Consider the following 20,050-nt stretch of genomic DNA (forward strand, 5'->3'; position numbering starts at 1 on the left):
GTTAACACTCGGATCTCAGAAATTTATACAGGTTATTCAAGTGAAAAGCGTGCGACATCATCATTGCCGCGGGTATAGGGTGCAAGATCAACCTTGTGTCCGTTATAGGTAAGACTGACCCCGGCTGCATTGCCGATCACGAGATACAAGGGCGGCTCTCCTTCTATCGTCTGCTCAGTTCCTCGCGAATTAATTTTTTCGAGAATGATCTGCCCATTACTATCCTTGATTTTTACCCAGGAATCCTTGGAAAAGACAAAGTGTAATGATTTTTTACCATTATCTGGAGCCTTGGCTGTATCCGCAACCGGGGCCGATGGGGCAGGCAAAGCAGGCAAGACTGCCGCAGCTGGTGGCAGATTGACACTCGCCGATGCAGGCGGTGCCATAGGAGAAGATACCGAAGCAGTTGGAGACAAGGGTAGTGCCAAATCTATCGCCACCTGATCATTCTCGCTGCTGGAACCGGACTGGATAACTTGATCTCCCTCATTCAGCATATAGGGTGCCATCTTCTCCGGTATTTCTTCATGATAAAACCCATAAGCTGCAAATGCCGCCAATATTACCGCAACATACAACAGCCATCCGCTCCGGCCACCACGATCAGACTGGTAAACAGGTTCTATTGCTTTGAAACGCTGCGATGGATTCTTGCTGGTAAAAACACTGTCTGCTGGCCGAGATTGAGGCACAGCCTCCACAAGCAGAGTCGTATCATCGAGCTGCAACAAGTTGGCATAATTACGCACATAACCACGCAGAAATACAGCAGCAGGAAGCCTGGAAAAATCTTGCGCTTCGATTGCTTCTATCTGTTGTTCAGACAAACGTAACCGATGCGCCACTTCACCAATATTCATGCCGCGCCTGATTCTCTCATCACGCAATCTTTGTCCAAAATTGGGCGTTGCTGCATCACCTGTCTTTTCTGTATCAGTTGGGGGATCCGCCTGAATGGTTTGAAATGACGAGATTATTTCTGTGCGTTCAGGTTGAAACGATCCAGCTTGACCAGAATTCTCCTGAGCCGCACCAATATTATTATCAGCCACCGAATTCTGGTCCATACCTGGCGTATCTTGTTTATCTATTTCATTATCTTTCATGATTCAATCTGCCTGCACGCAATTCCCTGGCTTCACTGGAATCGGGAAAATGCTTCTGTAATTGAAAAGCATAATTGGTTTCTGCATTGATATCCCCGTTCGCTCGCGCGATACGAACAGCCAACCATAAACTACCTGATGTAGGAGAATACGTTTGCAGATACCGGATAATCGATGACCAGGCTTTCTTCACCTCCCCCCGGCTGAAATCCAGCTCCACCATCCCAAGCTGGGCCAGAGCATAGTCGGGACGGATCACCAGCGCTTGCTGAAAGAAAGCTTGTGCCTGCTCAAAATTATTTTGCTTCAGAACACATAACCCTGCATTGGTATAAGTTCTCTCGGGAGTTTCATATAAGGGATCACGCACAGCTGCCATAAAATGATCAATCGCTTGTTCCATTCTATCGGGCTTTCTCTGGCATAAAAACCAGCCAAAATTGTTGCGTATATCCGGATCATTCGGCGTAATTCCAAGTCCACGCTCAAAGTTCCACTCTGCCTGGCCGTCCTCTTGCAGATCCATATAAACCAGTCCAAGCATATTGTAAGCTGGCGCATAATCGGATTTTTTTCGCAGTGCTATGCCGGCTTCTTCTATCGCTATCCGGTACTGACCACGGTGATAATACTGCCCCGCCAGCTCGGTATGAATTTTTGCACTCTGCAATGCACGCTGCTTCAATTCCTCAGGAGTTGGTTTTTCCTGAACCGGTACATGCTCACAACCTGCCAGCCAGACCAGAAATCCGACAACACCCGCTCTAATCAGCTTGCTCATATTGCTTGCAATTGTTCACCGCCAACACTGGATTTATAAACCTTTTCACCCGGTAACCACGGCTCGGCCAGATCCACATATACCCGTTCTGCGCGTCTTATCCTTTACTTGCCCTGCCAGTTGGCCACAAGCAGCTGCAATATCATCCCCGCGTGTTTTACGCACAGTCGTGATGATTCCTGCTTGCATCAATACATCCCGGAAATTATCAATAGCATCAGTATTTGATCGCTCATAACCAGAACCTGCAAACGTATTGAATGGAATCAGGTTGAGTTTACACGGGATATTTCTGACTACCTGCACCAGCTCGCGCGCCAGCGCTATGCTGTCATTCACATCTCTCAGCATAACATACTCGAACGTAATAAAATCTCTTGGCGCGGCCGGCAGGTAGCGCTCACAGGCTGCCAGCAAATCCCTGATTGGATACTTTTTATTGATTGGTACTAACTGGTCACGCAAGGCATCATTCGGTGCATGTAACGAAACTGCGAGCGCCACCGGACAACGCTCACGCAAACGATCCAACGCAGGAACCAGGCCGGATGTACTCACCGTTACCCGACGACGTGATAAACCATAGGCATCATCACTCAGCATCAGATCAAGTGCGGTCACCACGTTTTCGAAATTGGCCAGCGGCTCCCCCATTCCCATCATGACAACATTCGTAACTGGTCGTCTTGTGTCTGTATTATCTGCCCGAATCTGCGCGACATCCGGAGAAGATAACTCACCAACCTGGCCTTCGAGTAGTCGGTTAGCCCACCATAATTGGCCAATAATTTCTGCCACGCTCAAGTTACGATTAAAACCCTGCCGGCCGGTAGAACAAAAACTGCATGCCAGTGCACAGCCAACCTGACTGGAAACACAAAGTGTGCCCCGATTAGGCTCGGGAATGAAAACCATCTCCACTGCGTTCCCCGTACCCGTCGATAACAACCATTTACGAGTACCATCTCCCGCAGTATGGTCGCTAATAATTTCAGGTGGATGAACAACAGCACGCTCCATCAATTTTTGACGAAACGTTTTTGCCAGGTCACTCATCTCTATGAATTCCGTCTTGCCGAACCGGTGTACCCATCGCAACAATTGCCTCGCACGATAAGGCTTCTCACCCATTTCTTCGCAAAAATGGATAAGCCCTGTTTTATTGAAATCAAGCAGGTTAATCATTGTATCCGGCCTTTTAGATCGGCAAATCTACAGGTTTTCAGCGTGAATACACTTCTAAAGATGGGAAGAAACAGGCTATTTCCACAGCGGCAGTTTCCGGCGCATCTGAACCATGCACAGCATTGGCATCAATATTTTCTGCAAAATCAGCGCGAATCGTACCTTTTTCTGCTTTTTTCGGATCTGTGGCACCCATCAACTCACGATTTTTGGCAATTGCATTTTCCCCCTCCAGCACCTGGATCATCACCGGCCCGGAAATCATGAATTCAACCAGATCTTTAAAGAAAGGTCTTTCCCTATGGATCGCGTAAAAATTTTCCGCTTCAACTCTTGATAAATGCGCCATGCGAGCAGCAACAACCTTCAAGCCAGCCGCTTCAAATCTTGCATAGATCTGCCCAATAACATTTTTTGCCACTGCATCGGGCTTAATTATGGATAAAGTCCTTTCAACTACCATCAAATACCTCATAGAAATAGTTCGTCACAAGCTGGCATTCTAACAAAAAACCTTTATGTGGTTTACCAAACAGTAACTTAGGGAACTAGAAAGAGAAGCGCACAAAAGGTGCAGTTGGATGCTTGCAAAAAAAGAAGCTCTGATGACACCTGGTCTCAGGTTTTCAAAACACAGTAAAAATATATATCTACGATACGGTAGAACACCGAATCAATTTCAAACAGATGTTTGCACACACTTACAAAAAACAGGCCGGACTAATCCGGCCTGTGTTCTCATCTACCGTGATTCCAAAACTTAATCTACAACGTTAAGGGAACCTGGCAAGTGAATGTTTTGTGGATGAAGCTGGCAATAAACATTGAAAGCACCTTTTTTGTCAGCGGTAAAGCTGATGGTCTTGGTTTCGCCAGCTTTAAGTACTTCCTTGATACCGTAGGCATCAATTGAGAATCCTTCACTGATAGGTGATTTGTTCTCAACAACGATGCTGACCTTATCTCCCTTTTCAACAACCAGTGCTTCCGGCTCATTCAATACATTGAATGCACGGATATTTTTTACTGTCACACCTTCCACGTTCAGTTCAGGAATAGTGGTGTCATAAGCATTGATAACCACTTTAAACTCGCTATGATCATCCGCCTGAGCAGCACCTGCTACCAGCAACGATCCCAAGGCAAAACCAGCAAGCATTGTCTTTGTTATCTTCATCTTTACCTTCCTCTACTTGAATTTATATTTTATTCAGCGAAATACATTCACCGGCCCAGCGACATTAATATACAGTTCCCTGCGATGATCAGTTAATGAACATATCCTTGTAAAAGGAAATATGCACGTCGTCTGTCAAGAAAATTGCTTATTATCAATAACTCGCCCAGCCAACTCGGGAACTCACTATCTTTTTAACCACCGAGTCCCGGTCCAGAAGTGTAGATAGAACAACCAAAAATGTCAATGTCACAATGCCGATCCAATTATTGAATCACACAGATCTTCTCCGTTTCCGCAAACATGCAAAATGCAGCATGACACAGCACTCCGAAATTGCCGTCCTGTCTGCAGACGCATAACTCTGCTTAGATTAATGTAGAATGGCGCTGATTTTTTATACTCTTATACCCGCTTACCAGCATCCGTCTCGCTCCGGAGTCCCCATTCATGAAAATCCAGGATCTTATCCAGAATCGCGGCAGAGAAAATTTCTCCCTGCACGACAAGTACCTCAACAGCCAGATGGTCAAGGTACTTAAAACAATCGATTTTGACCGTCATTATGTCAGAGCCCAGGGCGCTTACCTGTTTGATGATCAGGACAACCGCTACCTGGATTTGTTGAGTGGTTTTGGTGTTTTCGCATTGGGACGCAACCACGCGGAGATCGTCGAAGTGCTTAAAAGCACAATGGAAGCTGATTTACCCAATCTCGTCCAGCTCGACGTATCGTTACTGGCCGGATTGTTAGCAGAAAAACTGGTCAAGTTGACTCCGGGTGGATTAAATCGTGTTTTTTTTGCCAACTCAGGCACTGAAACAGTCGAAGCAGCGATTAAATTCAGCCGTTATGCCACCGGAAAATCTAAAGTCATTTTCTGCCATGGTTGCTACCACGGACTGAGCCTCGGTTCGCTCTCCGCCACAGGAGATGATCATTACAAAAAAGGTTTTGGCCCACTGGTACCTGATTTCATTGAAATCCCGTTCAACGATCTTGAAGCGCTGGAGCAAGCACTTGCCCAAGGAGATGTTGCCGCCTTTATTACCGAACCGATTCAAGGACACGGCGTGTGGATACCGGATGATGACTATCTGCCGCAGGCAGCAAAGCTCGCCCGTAAATATGGTGCCGTATTCATCGTCGATGAAATACAAACCGGGCTGGGTCGAACCGGTAAATGGTGGGCAGTTGAACACTGGTCGGTCGAGCCCGATATTATATGCATCTCCAAGACACTGTCCGGAGGATTCGTTCCGGTAGGTGCATTGGTCTGCAGGGAATGGATCTTTGATCGTGTTTTCAATCGCATGGACCGTGCTGTCGTCCATGGCAGTACATTTGGCAAAAACAATCTTGCAATGGCTGCCGGCCTGGCCACACTGGAAGTGCTGGAATCAGAAAACCTGATCGAACATTCCGCTCGCACTGGCACTGCCATCATGGAAGCACTAACCCCTCTGACGGAGCAATATGAATGCTTCAAGGAAGTACGCGGCAAAGGAATGATGATTGCACTGGAATTTACCGAGCCGACAAAAAGCCTTTCGCTGAAACTGTCATGGAAAATGCTTGAAGCTGCCAACAAAGGATTGTTTTCGCAGCTGATAACCGTCCCATTATTTAGACAGCACCGGATTTTGTCCCAGGTGGCCGGTCGCGATATGAATATCGTCAAGTTCATCCCGCCACTCATCCTGACGGAATCAGATGTGCAATGGATTGTTTCAGCAGTCAGTGATGTCGTGGCCAGCGCGCATCGAGGCCCCGCTGCAGTCTGGGATTTTGGTAAAGTACTGGCAACCCAAGCGCTTCGTACAAAACTACATACCTAAAGAATTCCAAATTAATTTTGACTGTTCCATAAACAATTTCCCTTGCTTTCCGTATTAATACGCTCCAACAGCCGATCATGCAGCTCAAGTTCTGTTTGGCTGACGGGCTGAACGATCAATGTAAGATTTTCTGTTGCACGTAGCCTTGAATCGCAAGACTTCCCTGCTTCTGGAACTTCCGGCTCCATCAGCAAACTTTCCTGGCCGCGCGTCATTGCCAGATAAACTTCGGCCAGCAATTCAGCATCCAGCAAAGCACCATGCAGTGTTCTGTGAGCGTTATCAATCTGATACCGCTCACATAACGCATCCAAATTATTTCGTTTACCTGGATGCAGCTCCTTTGCCAACACCAACGTATCAACAATCTGCAGGCAATAATTATGCATGGGTTCCAACCGGATCAAACCAAGTTCACGATTGATGAAACCTACGTCAAATGGCGCATTATGAATAAGAATTTCGGCATCTTCTATGAATTCCAAAAACTCGCTACAAATCTCCTGGAAAGCAGGTTTATCCCGCAAGAATTCCCGGCTCAGTCCATGCACCCGCAGCGCGCCCTCATCACTCTCCCGCCCAGGATTGAGATAACGATGAAAATGACGGCCGGTCGAACGTCGGTTACATACTTCTACCGCTGCTATTTCGACAATACGGTGCCCCAGCGCCGGATCCAGGCCGGTCGTTTCAGTATCAAGAAAGACGTAGCGCATAATCTGTCCGATCAATCTGCTTTTTTAGATAACACCGATTCCACTCCCTGATTTGCAAGCCTATCAGCCCGCTCATTACCTGCATGTCCGTTATGTCCCCGCACCCAGAACCATTCAACCTGATGACGCTGAGATAAATCATCCAGCTCTCTCCACAACGCTTCATTCTTGACTGGTTTTTTATCTGCTGTCCGCCACCCACGCTTCTTCCAGCCGTGTATCCATTCACTGATCCCTTTCTGCACATACTGCGAATCGGTATGCAGCTGTACCTGCAAGTGTTGCTGTCCGTTATCTTCCAGGGATTCCAGCTCCTGCAAGGCACGGATGGCAGCCAGTAACTCCATACGATTGTTTGTGGTTACGGGCTCTCCCCCGAAAAATTCCCGTGTTTCGCCATTGAAATGTAAACAAACCCCCCATCCTCCCGGACCCGGATTACCCTTGCAGGCACCATCCGTAAAAATTTCCACTCGTTTCATATCACTTTTCAGTTGCATACACTTATTCCTGTTATCAACCCATCCACTCTTTTCGCATCGGCCCGCAATTCCAGAAATTATCTCTCTCCTCCGAGCCCTATTTGTGGAACGACTGCCGCTCTCCTTTTGCTTACAGATGGATTTTCCCAGCGAGGCTTGATGATGTGCATACCACATTCATGCTTGACCGCCTGCAAAAAATATACCCCCCCGGCAACAGGCCACCAGCGATCTCCGGCTGCCTCCATAAAACGCAACCGGGAAAGCCACTTTTCCCCGGTAAACGGCGGAACATAACAGCCAAACTGCCCGGCAACGATTTCAAAATCAAGCAATTCCAACCAGTCCTTCACACGCGACAAATCAATAAAACGACCGCGCCACGGAAAATCCATCCCAGATTTTGTCATCCGCCAGCGTATCCCCCAGAGGCTGAAAGGATTGAATCCGCTGATGATGACCCTGCCCTCATCAATCAACACCCGCTGTACTTCATGAAAAATCTGGAGAGGATATGAATTAAATTCCAATGTGTGCGGCAATAGCACCAGATCCAGACTATTGCTCCTGATCGGTAGAAAAGCAGGGTGCGCACTGGCTGAAGCTCCTTTTTCCACACCGAGCACAAACTTGAAAGGCATCCGGTTGTTCCGCAAAAAATCAAATCCGGCAAAGCCAATCTGGGCCGCGTTATAACCGAAAATATCCGCTACAACACGATCGAAATAACGCTGCTCCTGCTCCAGCACGTACTGTCCTAATGCAGTTTCTAACCACTGTTGCATATTTTGCTGCAATGCAGAATCAAACATATTGTCAGAATGATTAGTTATGATGATGATTCGCTTGTCATTTACTGTAAGGAAAAAAATGATCGATGTTTTCCCCATCCGCGCCTTTAAAGACAATTATATCTGGATCGTTCACAATCAACAGTTTGCACTCATCATAGACCCTGGTGATGCAACACCAGTTCTCGCCTGGATAAGCCAACAGAACTTGCAACCAATTGCCATACTCTGCACGCATCACCATCATGATCACACGGGTGGCATTCCCTCACTGGTGCAGGAATTTGCGATACCTGTCTACGGCCCTGCCAACGAAAAAATACCGGGAATGACCCATCCATTAACGGGAGGAGATACACTCAGCTTTCCGGAACTGTCGCTGGAATTCAGCGTGCTGGATATTCCCGGACATACTGCTGGTCACATTGCTTACTATGGCCAGAATTACCTATTTTGTGGAGATACACTGTTTGCATGCGGCTGTGGGCGAATCTTTGAAGGCAGCGCGCAACAAATGTTTGCTTCTTTACAGAAACTGGCCAGTCTGCCGGATGAAACCCTGGTTTATTGCGCTCATGAATACACGCTGGCCAATGTCCGGTTTGCCAGGGTACTCGACCCAGACAACCCTGATTTAATCAAACTGGAAAGCACTGTGGAAGAAAAACTGAAGCAGAATATACCCACACTCCCCTCCAGTCTGGCTGTCGAAAAAGCCACTAATCCGTTTTTGCGCTGTGATCAGCCAGCTATTATCCACAGCGCCAGCCAGCATGTTGGCCGGCATCTTAATGACCCAGTCAGTGTTTTTGCCGCAATCCGTGACTGGAAAAATAACTTTCAGTAGACACCCCATCATCGCGGTCACGGAGACAATGATTACGTGGTGGCGAACTGCTTCATACCACCTTTTACAAAGACAATTTAAGCCAAAATATTCCGCCTTTGTGATGAGGCCAGACCGACATGGCAATCCAGCGCCTTCGCTACTATGATCACTGGATTGCTTCACGCCGTTAGCGCTCGCAAAAACGACATCTGTAATTACCTCATCCACACACCATTCCACCACCGTGTAAAACCTTACTCGCTGCGTCATCGCAAAGCCCGCAGAGAGGCTATGGTAGGCTATGGTGACCCGATAATCACTCCACTTGCATCAAACCCGGCAGCCCTCATCATCGCATCCTGGCTGTGTATCACCGGATTGATCTGCTGCCGAAGCCGCTGCTAGTTCCTTGTCGGAGACTTCTTCGGCCAGCAATGTCCCGATTGAAACTCCCAGCAGAAAATCGCTAACGTGGCCAAATTTGTGCAAACGCAGGTGACCGGTTTTATCCACCAGAATCGTGGTTGGCGTGCCCTGCATGTGGTAAGTCATCATTGTATGCGGAATGGAATGCTGCTCGTTTGGTTTGTCGATTCCGATCGGAAAACGCAGCCGGTATTCATAGGCAAAAACCTCCAGCGCATCGCGCCCCATAACTTCATGATGCTCAAAAACCGTATGCAGGCCAATCACCGCCACCCGTTCCGGATCAAATTCATTAAATACCTGCTGCGCCTGCGGAATCCCCTGCTGCACGCAACCAGGGCATAACATCTGAAAGGCATGCATCAATACCACCTTGCCACGCAGGGAAGCCAGCGTAATCGGTTCGGATGCATTCAACCAGCCTGAAGTAATCAACTCTGGCGCCTTGATTTTCTCAACAGTTGTATTTTTTTTCATGGTTTAAATTGAGATACGTTACTGAAAAAAAATTTTTTTGCTGGTTGATGATAGCACGCGCAGCTATTCCCAAGGAAACCGGGTCCATGCCCGTCACACACTGATCATTTGTCTCGCTGTGCGGCAACTCTGGAAGTGACAACCTTCTTCTTCGTGACAACTGCTCGAGCTGTCTTTGCAGCTACATTCTTTTCGGGTTCCGAAACGGTTGTTACCACCGCTGCTTTTGTTGCCTTTGCTGTTTTCGTCACAGTCGCTACTTGTCGCTTCCCGGGCGCCTGCTCAACCGGAGCATCGGTCGAAACACCCAACGCAGCCATCTCGATACCAAATACATCCGCCAATGCAGCATCATCAAGCACCTTTGCCTTCGCGGACTCCTTCACCTTAGCAGGGATAACTGCAACCTGGGCAGTCAGCAAGTCATTGGCATCCACCTGACGCAGCACGAACAGCAACTCGGGCTGTTCATCCAGCCGTGCACCGACACCATAGAGCACTGCGGCAACATGTTTACACATCGTTGCCCAATCGGGACAGGAGCAGCCAAGACTGATCTCCTGCAGCAATGGAAACATCCCGCTCTTTGGTTCACACAGGCGCGCCATAACGGCTTTGGAAAATTTTCCTTGCAGCAGCTCCAGCAGTGTAGCGATGGAGCCCGTACAGTCCACAACCAGTTTCTTCCACCTGGCAGCAGGAAGCGGTACGATACCGATCTCGACCCGGTAACGACGAGAACCTATTACCTGTGCAATCACCCGGCCCGGCTCAATCTTCAAATCAATCACCGCACCATTGCGCACATAGGCACGTCCGCGTGGCAAACGGCTTTCATAGTCGCTATAAGTCTCTAGATTAGCGCACCAGGCTTTGCCCCAGAAAGTTCTGGCGATGGTGCGCGAAGCTACTACAACAGGAAATAAATCCTTGCTGGCCTTCCTTGCCTTCTCCACAACGCGGCTAGCCTGTTCACGCCGTTTGGTCACTGGCACATAGGGTTTCCAGTCCCAGTCACTCATAAATCATCCCCTGCCACATGAATGTCTAGCTTCACCAGATTGAGCAATGCTTCATCGCTCATCTCAGTGAGATTGATTTCTCCGTTTCCTTCAACCACATCCTGTACCAGTTGTTGCTTGGCGTGGATCAGCTCGTCGATGCGCTCCTCAATGGTGCCACGACAAATAAATTTATGCACCAGTACATTTTTGTGCTGACCGATACGATAGGCACGATCAGTTGCCTGATTTTCCACGGCCGGATTCCACCAGCGATCAAAATGGACGACATGTGAAGCGGCCGTGAGATTAAGGCCTGATCCGCCCGCCTTGATGGACAGCACAAAAAATGGAACGCTTTCATCCTCCTGAAAACGCCTAACCAGTTCGCGTCGCCGGACTACCGGTGTTCCGCCATGCAGCACCAGCCCTTCTCGCCCGAACACGCTGCCAAGAAAGGCGGCCAGTGGTGCAGTGATCTCCTGAAACTGCGTGAACACAAGCAACTTCTCCTGCCGGGCCGCCACTGTCTCGGCAATTTCGTGTAAGCGTGCAAATTTGCCGCTCTCTTCAGGTTTCCAGTCGCCATCGTTCAGCCATTGCGAAGGATGGTTGCAAATCTGCTTGAAACGCATTAAAAAAGACAACACCAATCCTCTGCGCTCAATACCTCCAACCGATGATCCCAGCGCACGAGCCAACGCCTTTACCGCCTCCTGGTAATGGATCGCCTGCACTGTGCTCAGGGAACACCAGGCAGACAATTCGGTTTTGTCCGGCAGATCAGAAATGATGCGCCTGTCCGTCTTGAGGCGCCGCAGGATGTAGGGTGCAATCAGTGTGCGCAACGGCCCGAAATGCCCTGTTTTCGATAGCCGTTTGGTAAACCTGGAAAAAACGCGTTCCGAGCCTAGCAAACCGGGATGCGTAAAATCGAAAATCGACCAGAGATCGGAAAGCCGATTTTCTACCGGCGTGCCGGTCAACGCAATACGCGCATCAGCCTTGAGTTTTTTCACCTCATGTGTCTGTTTAGCTGCCGGATTCTTGTATCACCTGTGCCTCATCAATCACGACCAGTCGCCAGCTCACCTCCCTCAATTTTGGTAGTCGCGGCAGCGTGCCATAAGCCGTCACCACCAAATCGACACCAGTCAATTGTTGCGTATCCAGTGCCTGCAATGCCTCGCGCGTCATTCCCGAAGGATGAGCCAGCATACAACGCAGATCGGGTGCAAAACGCGCCGCTTCCTGCATCCAATTGGCCAGCAGGGAAGCCGGTGCAACGAGCAGACTAGGACGTGCAGTGAGTGTGCCATCTGTCCCGTCCCGCTTGAATAAAAGTAACAGCGCCAGCACCTGGATAGTCTTACCCAGCCCCATGTCATCGGCCAGGCAGGCACCCAACCCGAGACGGGTGAGAAACGACAGCCAGCGCACGCCCTCCTGCTGATAGGGGCGCAGTATCGCATTGAGCGCAGAGCCGGGATCCACGGTAGCCAGCGTACCAGGTGCCCGCAGACCACGCAATGTTTTGGCCAACCACGGCCCTGCCGCAAGTTCCGCCCAATCCGGATCCGGTGCTTCTTCGTCGAGTGTCGCACCGGCAAGCAAGCGCATGGCCTCCGCCAGCCGCAAGCCGTCCGCCGCACCGGCCTCGATTTCCCGGAAACGATCGATGACGTGCGAGAGTTGCTTGCGATCCACCTCAATCCACTTACCACGTATCCATTGCAAACCGTCAGCACCAGCCAGCATGGCGCGAATCTCCTCGGCCGTCAGCGCCTCTCCGTTGATCGTCACATCCATACGGAAATCGAGTAGTGCGTCCAACCCCAGACGGGAAGGTGCACCGGCACCCAGAGCGGCGCGCGCCCTGGGACGAGCCGGGCGTCCAGCCTGCCACTGAGCGGGCATGCGCACCACAATGCCGGCAGCCTCGATGCGTGGCAGATCGTCAAGAAGGCATATGGCATCCTCCACCTGCCAGCGCAAGGGATGATAAATCTCACCGGATTCGATCATTGCAGCGATCCATTCGCACTGCTCCGCCGCGCGCTGTATCGGCATCAGCAACGCGAGCAGCTGTGCCCTCTTGCGACTGCCGGAAAATTCGACAAGCGCCTGCGAAAGCGGCAAATGTTGCGCCTTGCCGTAAGTTGAGAGCCGCGTGGTATACGTTGCCAGGAAAGCAAACGGCATATCCGGATCCTTGCGGTTTTCGGCGAGATTAAAATACACGCGCCCAACCAGATTCCAGGCCGGATGCCGTACTTTCAGAAATTCCGCTAGCGATAATCCGCTGGCAGAACGCTCGCTTTCCAGCGCCGTACCAATTTCGCCCCACAGCGCAGCTAATATTTCCGGTGAGAGATATTCAGCACCAGGCATAGGCGGCACATCGAGAATCAGCGTCTCAAGTGTCAGCGTATCGGGTGGTGGGATTGTTCCTGCATCAGGCGCAACACACAGTGCGGTCAAGTAACGTACCGCGAAATCGCGCCAGTACGCCCACACTGGCGGCAGCGCCATGGCAACATACGCGCTTCCCAGCTGTAACAAGCCATGTCCCGCATCAACTGCAAAAGCTGCGACAACTTCTTCGGCTATTGCGACAGGTAATGATGACGCTTCCGGATCAGGCAGGCACGACAGACGACCGGCAGGAGTAAGTGACAAAGACAATGCAACAGTTGCAGATTTTGATCGGGTTGTCATGTTCTGTTGAATAGCTCCTTTCTACGGCCCTCATATATTTCTGCAAATCCCATCTTCCGATTTCTCGCAAGCACCCCGCTTGTTTCGTGTCCCATGGCGCCCCCCCAAAAAACCAGATAAATCACGCGCAGTAAGCCCAGATGGTGTATTTGCTTGTTTGTTATGTTTGCTTATTTTATTTTTGATAATTGAAATAAGAATAATTACCATAACAGGCACTTAAACAGTACATTACGGAGTCGGTATAGCATCTGCCGAATCACAAAAACGTAAGGTCGGCAAACGTTCGACTCCGACTATGAGCTAAAGAAGCAATAAAACCCCGCACCAGTTAATAGCTTCGTTTCTTCTCTCCGCTTCTACAGCATAGACAAAACGGGCACTACATTCTCCGCCCAAACCCCTTCTGATTACAAAGTAGGCCATCTCCCCATCGGACACCTCACCTGCAGCATAGACAATTTACTGAGGTTTCAATCAGCAAACACTTACTTGGCTGCTAAAAAAAATGCATATTTTTGCATTTAATTTATTTTCCCAGCCAGATCTTTACAGCTTACCAATTTTGCGCCTCATGACCTGAAAATCATACAATGTCAGCTATTTCCTCATTTTTTAGGACTTTGCTGCTATTTTTTGACTTTCAAGCGCATAAATGGGTACAACACTTGCAGTAATAACGCGCGCAACAAATATTCCGGTAAAATCAATAAGTAACCAGTATTCATAACGTACACCCGTCTCCAGACGTAGAATACTAAGAAATATATCGATAGCCTTCTTCAACCGCCTGCTGATGTTTTAATTCCCCCATCTCCGAGAAAAACCATGACTACCACACTTTTTGATCCGTTTGATCTTTCCGGTCTGCAACTGGCTAACCGTATTGTCATGGCGCCGCTGACACGCAACCGTTCACCCGGTGCTGTCCCGCAGCCCATCACTGCCACCTACTACGCACAGCGCGCCAGTGCCGGTCTGATCATCACCGAAGCAACGGCAATCTCTGCGCAAGGGCAAGGTTACGCCAACGTTCCTGGGCTTTATACGCAGCAAGCACTGGATGGCTGGCGCACCATAACCGATATCGTACACACCAGGGGTGGCAAAATTATTGTACAGCTGTGGCACGTTGGCAGAATTTCACACAATAGCCTTCAGCCGGATAACCAGCCGCCAGTAGCACCTTCCGCCATTCGGGCACAGAGCACAACCTACTTAATTGATGCCAATGGGCAGGGTAGTTTCGTACCCACTTCGCTACCGCGCGCACTGGCAGCCAGCGAACTGCCCGGCATTATTGATGATTACCGTCGTGCTGCGCGGGCAGCCATTGAAGTTGGCTTTGATGGTGTAGAGATTCATGCCGCCAACGGCTATCTGATTGATCAATTTCTGCGTTTGAGTTCCAACCAGCGCAGCGACAATTATGGCGGCAGCATTGAAAACCGTGCACGCTTCCTACTTGCAGTGGTTGAAGGGGTCACGGAAGAAGTGGGTGCAACATGCCCTGCTGGGATCCGGCTATCACCCGTCACTCCCGTTTGTGATGTATTTGATCCTGAACCGCAACCACTATTTGAATATGTGGTACGCGGCCTTGCCAGGTATGCACTGTCTTATATCCACATTATTGAAGGAGCGACTGGCGGCGCCCGCGATCATCAACAGGGCAATACACCATTCGACTATGCCACCCTAAAGCAAGTTTACCGCGATGCCGGTGGCAAAGCCGCCTGGATGCTCAATAACAACTACGATCCTGCACTTGCCCGTCAGGCGATTGAAACCGGCCAGGCAGATCTGATCTCTTTTGGCCGCCTTTTCATCAGCAACCCTGATCTGGTTGAACGACTACGGAAAAATTCACCCTTAACCACACCCGACACCAGTACTTTCTATGGCGGCAATGAACATGGTTATACGGATTATCCTTTTCTGGACGCGTAGATTATCAAGAGAGTTAAACTGTAGAAGATCAAACCTGTAACACAAGCACATAATTTCGTAGCAAAAGCGCGCAAACAGGCGGATAGGGAAGAAACAGAGCGATCAAACTGGTGGATGCCATTGCCACCGCTGCCCTTGAGTACGATGCCGGCCAGATTCAGAGCCCGGAGCGCATGGTCGTGCCCTTTGGGATTGGTGGCGCAATGCTGAGCATGCCGGCCACCGCGCATGATATCGGGATTCACAAACTCGTGACTGTACAACTCGCAAACAAGGAGCGGCAACTGCCCACCATCCACGGCACAGTAACTGTGTGCGATACGGAAACCGGCAAACCCATCTGCCTGCTTGACGGCCCGGAGGTGACTGGACAGAGAACGGCCGCTGTCACGATGCTTGCAATCCGTACCTTCCTGAAGCAAGCGCCTCGTGAAATCCTGCTGATTGGAACAGATGTACAAGCGCGGCACCACGTTCAGGCGCTCTACGTACAGAAGGGGGCTTTGTATGAACAGGCCATGCCCGCGAGATCAAGCAGCCTGACATGTCGCTCTAAAGAGTCGACCTATAGCGAGCGCACAACATGACCTTTAATTTTAATGACTTCCAAAGGGGCACATATTGATTACCACATGGCTTAATGCATTTTATTCAATTCAACCTGATACATCTAATCCCGCGCAAAGGGTTAGCTTTGGCACGTCAGGGCATCGCGGCTCATCGCTTGCTGGCAGTTTTAATGAATTGCATATTCTCGCCATTGCGCAAGCTGTGGTGGATTATTGCCAGCAAGCAGATATCAGTGGGCCGTTGTTTCTCGGTCTAGATACCCATGCCTTATCGCGTCCAGCCTGGGATGTGGTGCTGCAGGTGTTAGTCGCCAATCAGATTGCTGTATTTGTCGCTACAGAGCGTGGCGTAACAGCAACGCCTTTGGTCAGTCGGGCGATTTTGGCGCATAACGCGCAGCACCCCACAGACTTGGCGGATGGCTTAATTATTACTCCATCGCATAACCCGCCTGAAGATGGCGGGATTAAATACAACACCCCTGATGGCGGACCCGCGGACAGTGATGTCACCGATTGGATTGAAGCGCGAGCCAATCAGTACTTGCAGAAGCAGTGTGCTGAGGTAAAGCGAATGGATTTGCAGGATGCCCTGAGTCAAGTGCAAGAATACAACTATGTTGCGCATTATGTGGCAGAGCTGGGGCAGGTGGTTGATTTGCCAGCGATTCGCCAGTCGGGCCTCAAATTGGGTGTGGATCCCATGGGTGGCACAGGCTTGCCGGTTTGGCAGGCGTTGGCACTTGATCCAGCGTTCAATATTACTGTGGTGAATACCAGCCAAGCAGCAGATTTTGCTTTTATGCCGCCTGATCACGATGGCCGTATCCGCATGGATTGTTCCAGTCCCGCTGCCATGGCTAATTTACTGAAGATTCGTCAACAGTTTGATCTGTCCTTGGCCAATGACCCAGATGCCGATCGGCATGGCATTGTGGATGCCGCTGGCTTAATGAATCCCAATCATTTTTTATGCGTATGTGTTGATTACTTATTAACCTATCGACCGCTGTGGTCTAAGTCATTGAAGATTGGCAAAACCTTGGTCACCTCATCTTTAATGGATCGCATTGTGGCAGCGCATGATCGTGAGCTGTATGAAGTGCCGGTGGGTTTTAAGTGGTTTGTTAAAGGCTTGCATCAAAGTTGGTTGGCCTTTGCCGGTGAGGAGAGTGCCGGTGCGAGTTTATTAACCTTTGACGGGCAAACCTGGACCACCGATAAAGATGGCATTGCGCTGTGCTTACTGGCTGCGGAAATTAGCGCAGTCACTGGCTTAACCCCATCGCAGTATTACGCCAAACTAACAGAGCAATATGGCCGTCCGTATTACCGCCGCATTGATGCACCGGCCACAGCCGAGCAAAAGGCGGTGTTTAAAACTCTGACCGTTGCGCATATTACTGCCACAGAATTGGCCGGTGAGCCGATAGAGTTGGTGTTGCTCAATGCACCCGGCAATGGTGCGTCAATTGGTGGGATTAAAGTCTGCACCGAAAACGGCTGGTTCGCCGCCCGACCCAGCGGCACAGAAGCCCTGTATAAAATCTATGCAGAAAGTTTTATCAGTGAACAGCATTTGCAACAGTTGATTGATGAAGGACAGACGTTGCTTAATTTATAGGATATTTCTGTAGATTGCTTCTGTAGGTTGGTATCGTGCTTGATTCAGCGCAGCGTTTGCTCAATCCAGAAACCTTACTGCAGCCCACCCCCATTGTACTTTTGATTGCCGCGCTTTCGATTGTTGCCAACGAGGGCCTCTTTCACTACACCATACGCGCTGCGCGCAAGTTTAATTCAAGTTTGCTAACGGCCAATGCCTGGCATCACCGCTCCGATGCAATCTCCTCGATTGTCGTGTTGATCGGTGTGACTGGCAGCTTACTTGGCTTGCCTTACCTGGATGCCTTTGCTGCCCTTGGCGTGGCGTTAATGATCGGTAAAATTGGCTGGGATCAAACCTGGGCGTCTATTCGAGAGTTAATTGATACGGGCATGGAGCCAAAAGCTGCCGCGGCGTTAAAACGTATCATCGAGACGATTGACTGTGTGCGAGGTGTACATATGCTACGCAGCCGACGTATGGGCGGTGCTTATTTGATTGACGTACATATTGTTGTGAGCGAGCGTTTAAGTGTTTCTGAAGGCCACAGGATTGCGGAGTATGTGCGTTTGAAATTGATTGGCTCACATGAAAATATTACTAATGTCCTGGTTCATATTGATCCTGAAGATGATTCGGTCGCAGTATTGTGTGCGGACTTGCCGTTACGACGTGAGGTGCTGAGGGACTTGCGTAAGGCATGGGCTGCAGATTTTGATTCATTCAAGTTAGACGAGGTGACATTGCACTATCTAAACGGCAAAGTGCATGTGGATCTGGTCTGTACAGCCAATGCTGTCAATGCAAATGCTGGGCAATTAAGCCAACGATTACAAGAGCAGGCCGAGGTGCTTGATTATATTGGTGACGTACGGGTGTACAGGCAGTGTTAAGGAGTTAGTTAAACATAGTTGTTCAGTCCCGGAGATTGTATAGATAAAGCTCGTTATCTGTTTAGTCCCACGGTGTGCTGGAATGGGTCAAAGATAAAACGATCTGGCTCATTTTTCCAGATTTTGCAGATGTATTCATAGGGTGTTAGGCCTTTGAGAGCTTTTAGTCTTTTGGCGAAGTTATAAGCCATCACAAAGCGATGGAGATGGGCCTTCAACTGATCGTGTGAGTCGTAATAATACCGTTTTACAGTCGCATCCTTGATGGTTCGATTCATGCGTTCAACCTGACCATTGGTCCAGGGATGGTTGGGTTTGGTGAGACGGTGCTCGATGCCGTTGATCTGACAACACCTATCGAACATATGCGTTACATACTGAGCCGTTGGCCCATTCCGATAACGCGCCGGGAACGTAAACTGGATACCGTTATCAGTCAGGATTGTATGGATCTTGTAGGGAACAGTCTCGATCACGGCCTTCAAGAAGGCGGTTGCCGTGTTGCGGTTGGCTTTGTTCTGGAGTTGAACAAAAACGAACTTTGATGTCCGGTCAATGGCTACAAAAAGATAGAGTTTACCTTCCTTCGTACGAACTTCGGCAATATCAATATGGAAGTAGCCAATTGGATAGGCATTAAACTTTTTCTTTGGCTTGTCACCATCAACCTCCGGCAACCGACTGATGCCATGCCGTTGAAAGCAGCGATGCAGGCTTGAGCGGGTTAAATGCGGAATGCTTGGTTGCAAGGCATATAGACAATCATCCAGCGGTAGAAGCGTATGTTTGCGAAACGCCACAACAGCGGCTTCTTCTTCCAGACTTAAAACAGTCGAGTGCGACTCTTTGGGGCCCATCGGTGCATCGTGGGTGAATTCCCGCTTCCGCCACTTCGCTACCGTTTTTGGATTAATCCCATGCCGCTTGGCCAGAACATTCAGACTCTCTTGACTATTTTGTATCGCTCGACGTACCGCCGCTGTCGTGCGGGCGCTTCCGTGTAATATCTGTCCCATAAATCATCCCTCCGTAGCTGGTTATATGTTACACCAGCACACCGTGGGACTAAACAGTTATCCGCTGTTCATGGTGCACCGGCACCCGGAAAATGATGTGATCAACCAGGTGAGCAGCCGTCTGCGCCATGCGCCGCCCGTCGCACGAGGGGCGAAATCCACGCCGTTTGCAGAAAAACGGCCACCCGTTTCTCATGGGCGCAGCTTATACAACGTAGATATAAGAACCCATGGGTCAGCATGCCACGAAATGCCCCAAATTCGTCTTTAACAAAGTCAGGCACCCTGAACCCGATTTCCGTCTCAACCTGTATAAAGAAAGTTTCGATGTGCTCTTGCACCAACCAATACAGAGTGGTTTCTTCCGGTCGGTGCCATTCATAGTGGAGCTGATTTTCAACCGCTGCGTGTTGAGCTGGTTGGCGCAGGTTCTCTTGGTGGAATTGAGTGCAGGGTGTGGCCGTCGACATGATCTTTGAGAACGA

The 20,050-nt window shown here is 49.7% G+C and carries 20 protein-coding genes; 7 read left to right on the forward strand and 13 right to left on the reverse strand.

The genetic code is table 11. The annotated features are described in order from the left end of the window. Positions 1 to 32: 32 nt before the first annotated feature. From ACZ5EJ_RS10275 to ACZ5EJ_RS10295, 5 genes are all read right to left on the reverse strand, one after another. Positions 33 to 1,109: a helix-turn-helix domain-containing protein gene (locus tag ACZ5EJ_RS10275; protein WP_074456216.1), complete on the reverse strand. Its 1,077-nt coding sequence runs from the start codon at positions 1,107 to 1,109 to the stop codon at positions 33 to 35. Beyond that, positions 1,099 to 1,890: a type IV pilus biogenesis/stability protein PilW gene (gene pilW, locus ACZ5EJ_RS10280; RefSeq protein WP_074456217.1), complete on the reverse strand. Its 792-nt coding sequence runs from the start codon at positions 1,888 to 1,890 to the stop codon at positions 1,099 to 1,101. The genes ACZ5EJ_RS10275 and pilW overlap by 11 nt, the downstream gene beginning before the upstream one ends. A 45-nt stretch (positions 1,891 to 1,935) precedes the next feature. Continuing rightward, positions 1,936 to 3,075 carry a dual-specificity RNA methyltransferase RlmN gene (rlmN, locus tag ACZ5EJ_RS10285; protein ID WP_074456218.1) on the reverse strand — a complete coding sequence of 380 codons (1,140 nt, stop codon included), beginning with the start codon at positions 3,073 to 3,075 and terminating at the stop codon, positions 1,936 to 1,938. 37 nt (positions 3,076 to 3,112) lie between these two features. Next, positions 3,113 to 3,538, reverse strand: coding sequence for a nucleoside-diphosphate kinase (gene ndk, locus ACZ5EJ_RS10290; RefSeq protein ID WP_011635191.1), 426 nt, complete (start codon positions 3,536 to 3,538; stop codon positions 3,113 to 3,115). 297 nt (positions 3,539 to 3,835) lie between these two features. Further along, positions 3,836 to 4,252, reverse strand: a complete 417-nt coding sequence (locus tag ACZ5EJ_RS10295) for a nitrosocyanin (protein ID WP_011635192.1) — start codon at positions 4,250 to 4,252, stop codon at positions 3,836 to 3,838. A 450-nt stretch (positions 4,253 to 4,702) separates the two neighbouring features. On the opposite strand from ACZ5EJ_RS10295, the gene ACZ5EJ_RS10300 reads away from it, so the two are divergent. Next, positions 4,703 to 6,091 (forward strand): aspartate aminotransferase family protein, encoded by a 1,389-nt coding sequence (locus ACZ5EJ_RS10300; RefSeq protein ID WP_011635193.1) that lies wholly within the window; start codon positions 4,703 to 4,705, stop codon positions 6,089 to 6,091. Positions 6,092 to 6,102: 11 nt separating this feature from the next. Here the strand turns inward: ACZ5EJ_RS10300 and dnaQ are convergent, their stop codons facing one another. From dnaQ to ACZ5EJ_RS10315, 3 genes are read right to left on the reverse strand one after another with little or no spacing between them, the layout of a single operon-like run. After that, positions 6,103 to 6,807, reverse strand: a complete 705-nt coding sequence (gene dnaQ / locus ACZ5EJ_RS10305) for a DNA polymerase III subunit epsilon (RefSeq protein WP_074456225.1) — start codon at positions 6,805 to 6,807, stop codon at positions 6,103 to 6,105. Positions 6,808 to 6,818: 11 nt separating this feature from the next. Then, a complete protein-coding gene (gene rnhA / locus ACZ5EJ_RS10310) occupies positions 6,819 to 7,307 on the reverse strand; it encodes a ribonuclease HI (RefSeq protein ID WP_011635195.1) in 489 nt (162 codons plus the stop codon). Positions 7,308 to 7,366: 59 nt separating this feature from the next. Further along, positions 7,367 to 8,101, reverse strand: a complete 735-nt coding sequence (locus ACZ5EJ_RS10315) for a class I SAM-dependent methyltransferase (protein ID WP_074456220.1) — start codon at positions 8,099 to 8,101, stop codon at positions 7,367 to 7,369. Positions 8,102 to 8,159: 58 nt separating this feature from the next. Between ACZ5EJ_RS10315 and gloB the strand changes: the two genes are divergently transcribed. Continuing rightward, entirely contained in the window at positions 8,160 to 8,927 is a 768-nt protein-coding gene (gloB, locus tag ACZ5EJ_RS10320; protein WP_074456221.1) for a hydroxyacylglutathione hydrolase, read from the forward strand. Positions 8,928 to 9,239: 312 nt separating this feature from the next. On the opposite strand, the gene ACZ5EJ_RS10325 is transcribed toward gloB, so the two are convergent. The 4 genes from ACZ5EJ_RS10325 to ACZ5EJ_RS10340 form a co-directional block, all read right to left on the reverse strand. Further along, the gene (locus ACZ5EJ_RS10325) at positions 9,240 to 9,812 is read right to left on the reverse strand and encodes a peroxiredoxin family protein (protein WP_011635198.1); all 573 of its coding nucleotides are present in this window, start codon (positions 9,810 to 9,812) and stop codon (positions 9,240 to 9,242) included. Positions 9,813 to 9,916: 104 nt separating this feature from the next. Next, a complete protein-coding gene (locus tag ACZ5EJ_RS10330; RefSeq protein ID WP_464557030.1) occupies positions 9,917 to 10,834 on the reverse strand; it encodes an SWIM zinc finger family protein in 918 nt (305 codons plus the stop codon). Next, the gene (locus ACZ5EJ_RS10335; protein ID WP_464557031.1) at positions 10,831 to 11,832 is read right to left on the reverse strand and encodes a DEAD/DEAH box helicase; all 1,002 of its coding nucleotides are present in this window, start codon (positions 11,830 to 11,832) and stop codon (positions 10,831 to 10,833) included. The genes ACZ5EJ_RS10330 and ACZ5EJ_RS10335 overlap by 4 nt, the downstream gene beginning before the upstream one ends. Before the next feature lie 13 nt (positions 11,833 to 11,845). Beyond that, positions 11,846 to 13,531, reverse strand: coding sequence for an SNF2 helicase-associated domain-containing protein (locus tag ACZ5EJ_RS10340; protein ID WP_464557032.1), 1,686 nt, complete (start codon positions 13,529 to 13,531; stop codon positions 11,846 to 11,848). Between the two features lie 828 nt (positions 13,532 to 14,359). On the opposite strand from ACZ5EJ_RS10340, the gene ACZ5EJ_RS10345 reads away from it, so the two are divergent. The 4 genes from ACZ5EJ_RS10345 (at position 14,360) to ACZ5EJ_RS10360 (ending at position 18,549) form a co-directional block, all read left to right on the forward strand. Then, complete coding sequence (locus ACZ5EJ_RS10345; RefSeq protein ID WP_464557033.1) at positions 14,360 to 15,481, forward strand: alkene reductase; 1,122 nt, start codon at positions 14,360 to 14,362, stop codon at positions 15,479 to 15,481. A 110-nt stretch (positions 15,482 to 15,591) separates the two neighbouring features. After that, the gene (locus tag ACZ5EJ_RS10350; protein WP_464557035.1) at positions 15,592 to 16,068 is read left to right on the forward strand and encodes a Rossmann-fold NAD(P)-binding domain-containing protein; all 477 of its coding nucleotides are present in this window, start codon (positions 15,592 to 15,594) and stop codon (positions 16,066 to 16,068) included. A gap of 34 nt (positions 16,069 to 16,102) precedes the next feature. Next, positions 16,103 to 17,674, forward strand: a complete 1,572-nt coding sequence (locus ACZ5EJ_RS10355; protein ID WP_011635203.1) for a phosphoglucomutase — start codon at positions 16,103 to 16,105, stop codon at positions 17,672 to 17,674. A gap of 35 nt (positions 17,675 to 17,709) precedes the next feature. Beyond that, entirely contained in the window at positions 17,710 to 18,549 is an 840-nt protein-coding gene (locus tag ACZ5EJ_RS10360) for a cation diffusion facilitator family transporter (protein ID WP_011635204.1), read from the forward strand. Positions 18,550 to 18,602: 53 nt separating this feature from the next. On the opposite strand, the gene ACZ5EJ_RS10365 is transcribed toward ACZ5EJ_RS10360, so the two are convergent. After that, a complete protein-coding gene (locus ACZ5EJ_RS10365) occupies positions 18,603 to 19,565 on the reverse strand; it encodes an IS481 family transposase (protein WP_464557036.1) in 963 nt (320 codons plus the stop codon). 25 nt (positions 19,566 to 19,590) lie between these two features. Here ACZ5EJ_RS10365 and ACZ5EJ_RS10370 point away from each other — a divergent pair, with 25 nt between their 5' ends. Further along, on the forward strand, positions 19,591 to 19,836 hold the full coding sequence (locus ACZ5EJ_RS10370; protein WP_464557038.1) for a hypothetical protein: 246 nt from the start codon (positions 19,591 to 19,593) through the stop codon (positions 19,834 to 19,836). The last annotated feature ends 214 nt before the right edge of the window (positions 19,837 to 20,050 follow it).

The organism is Nitrosomonas sp. TNE100 (assembly GCF_055387135.1).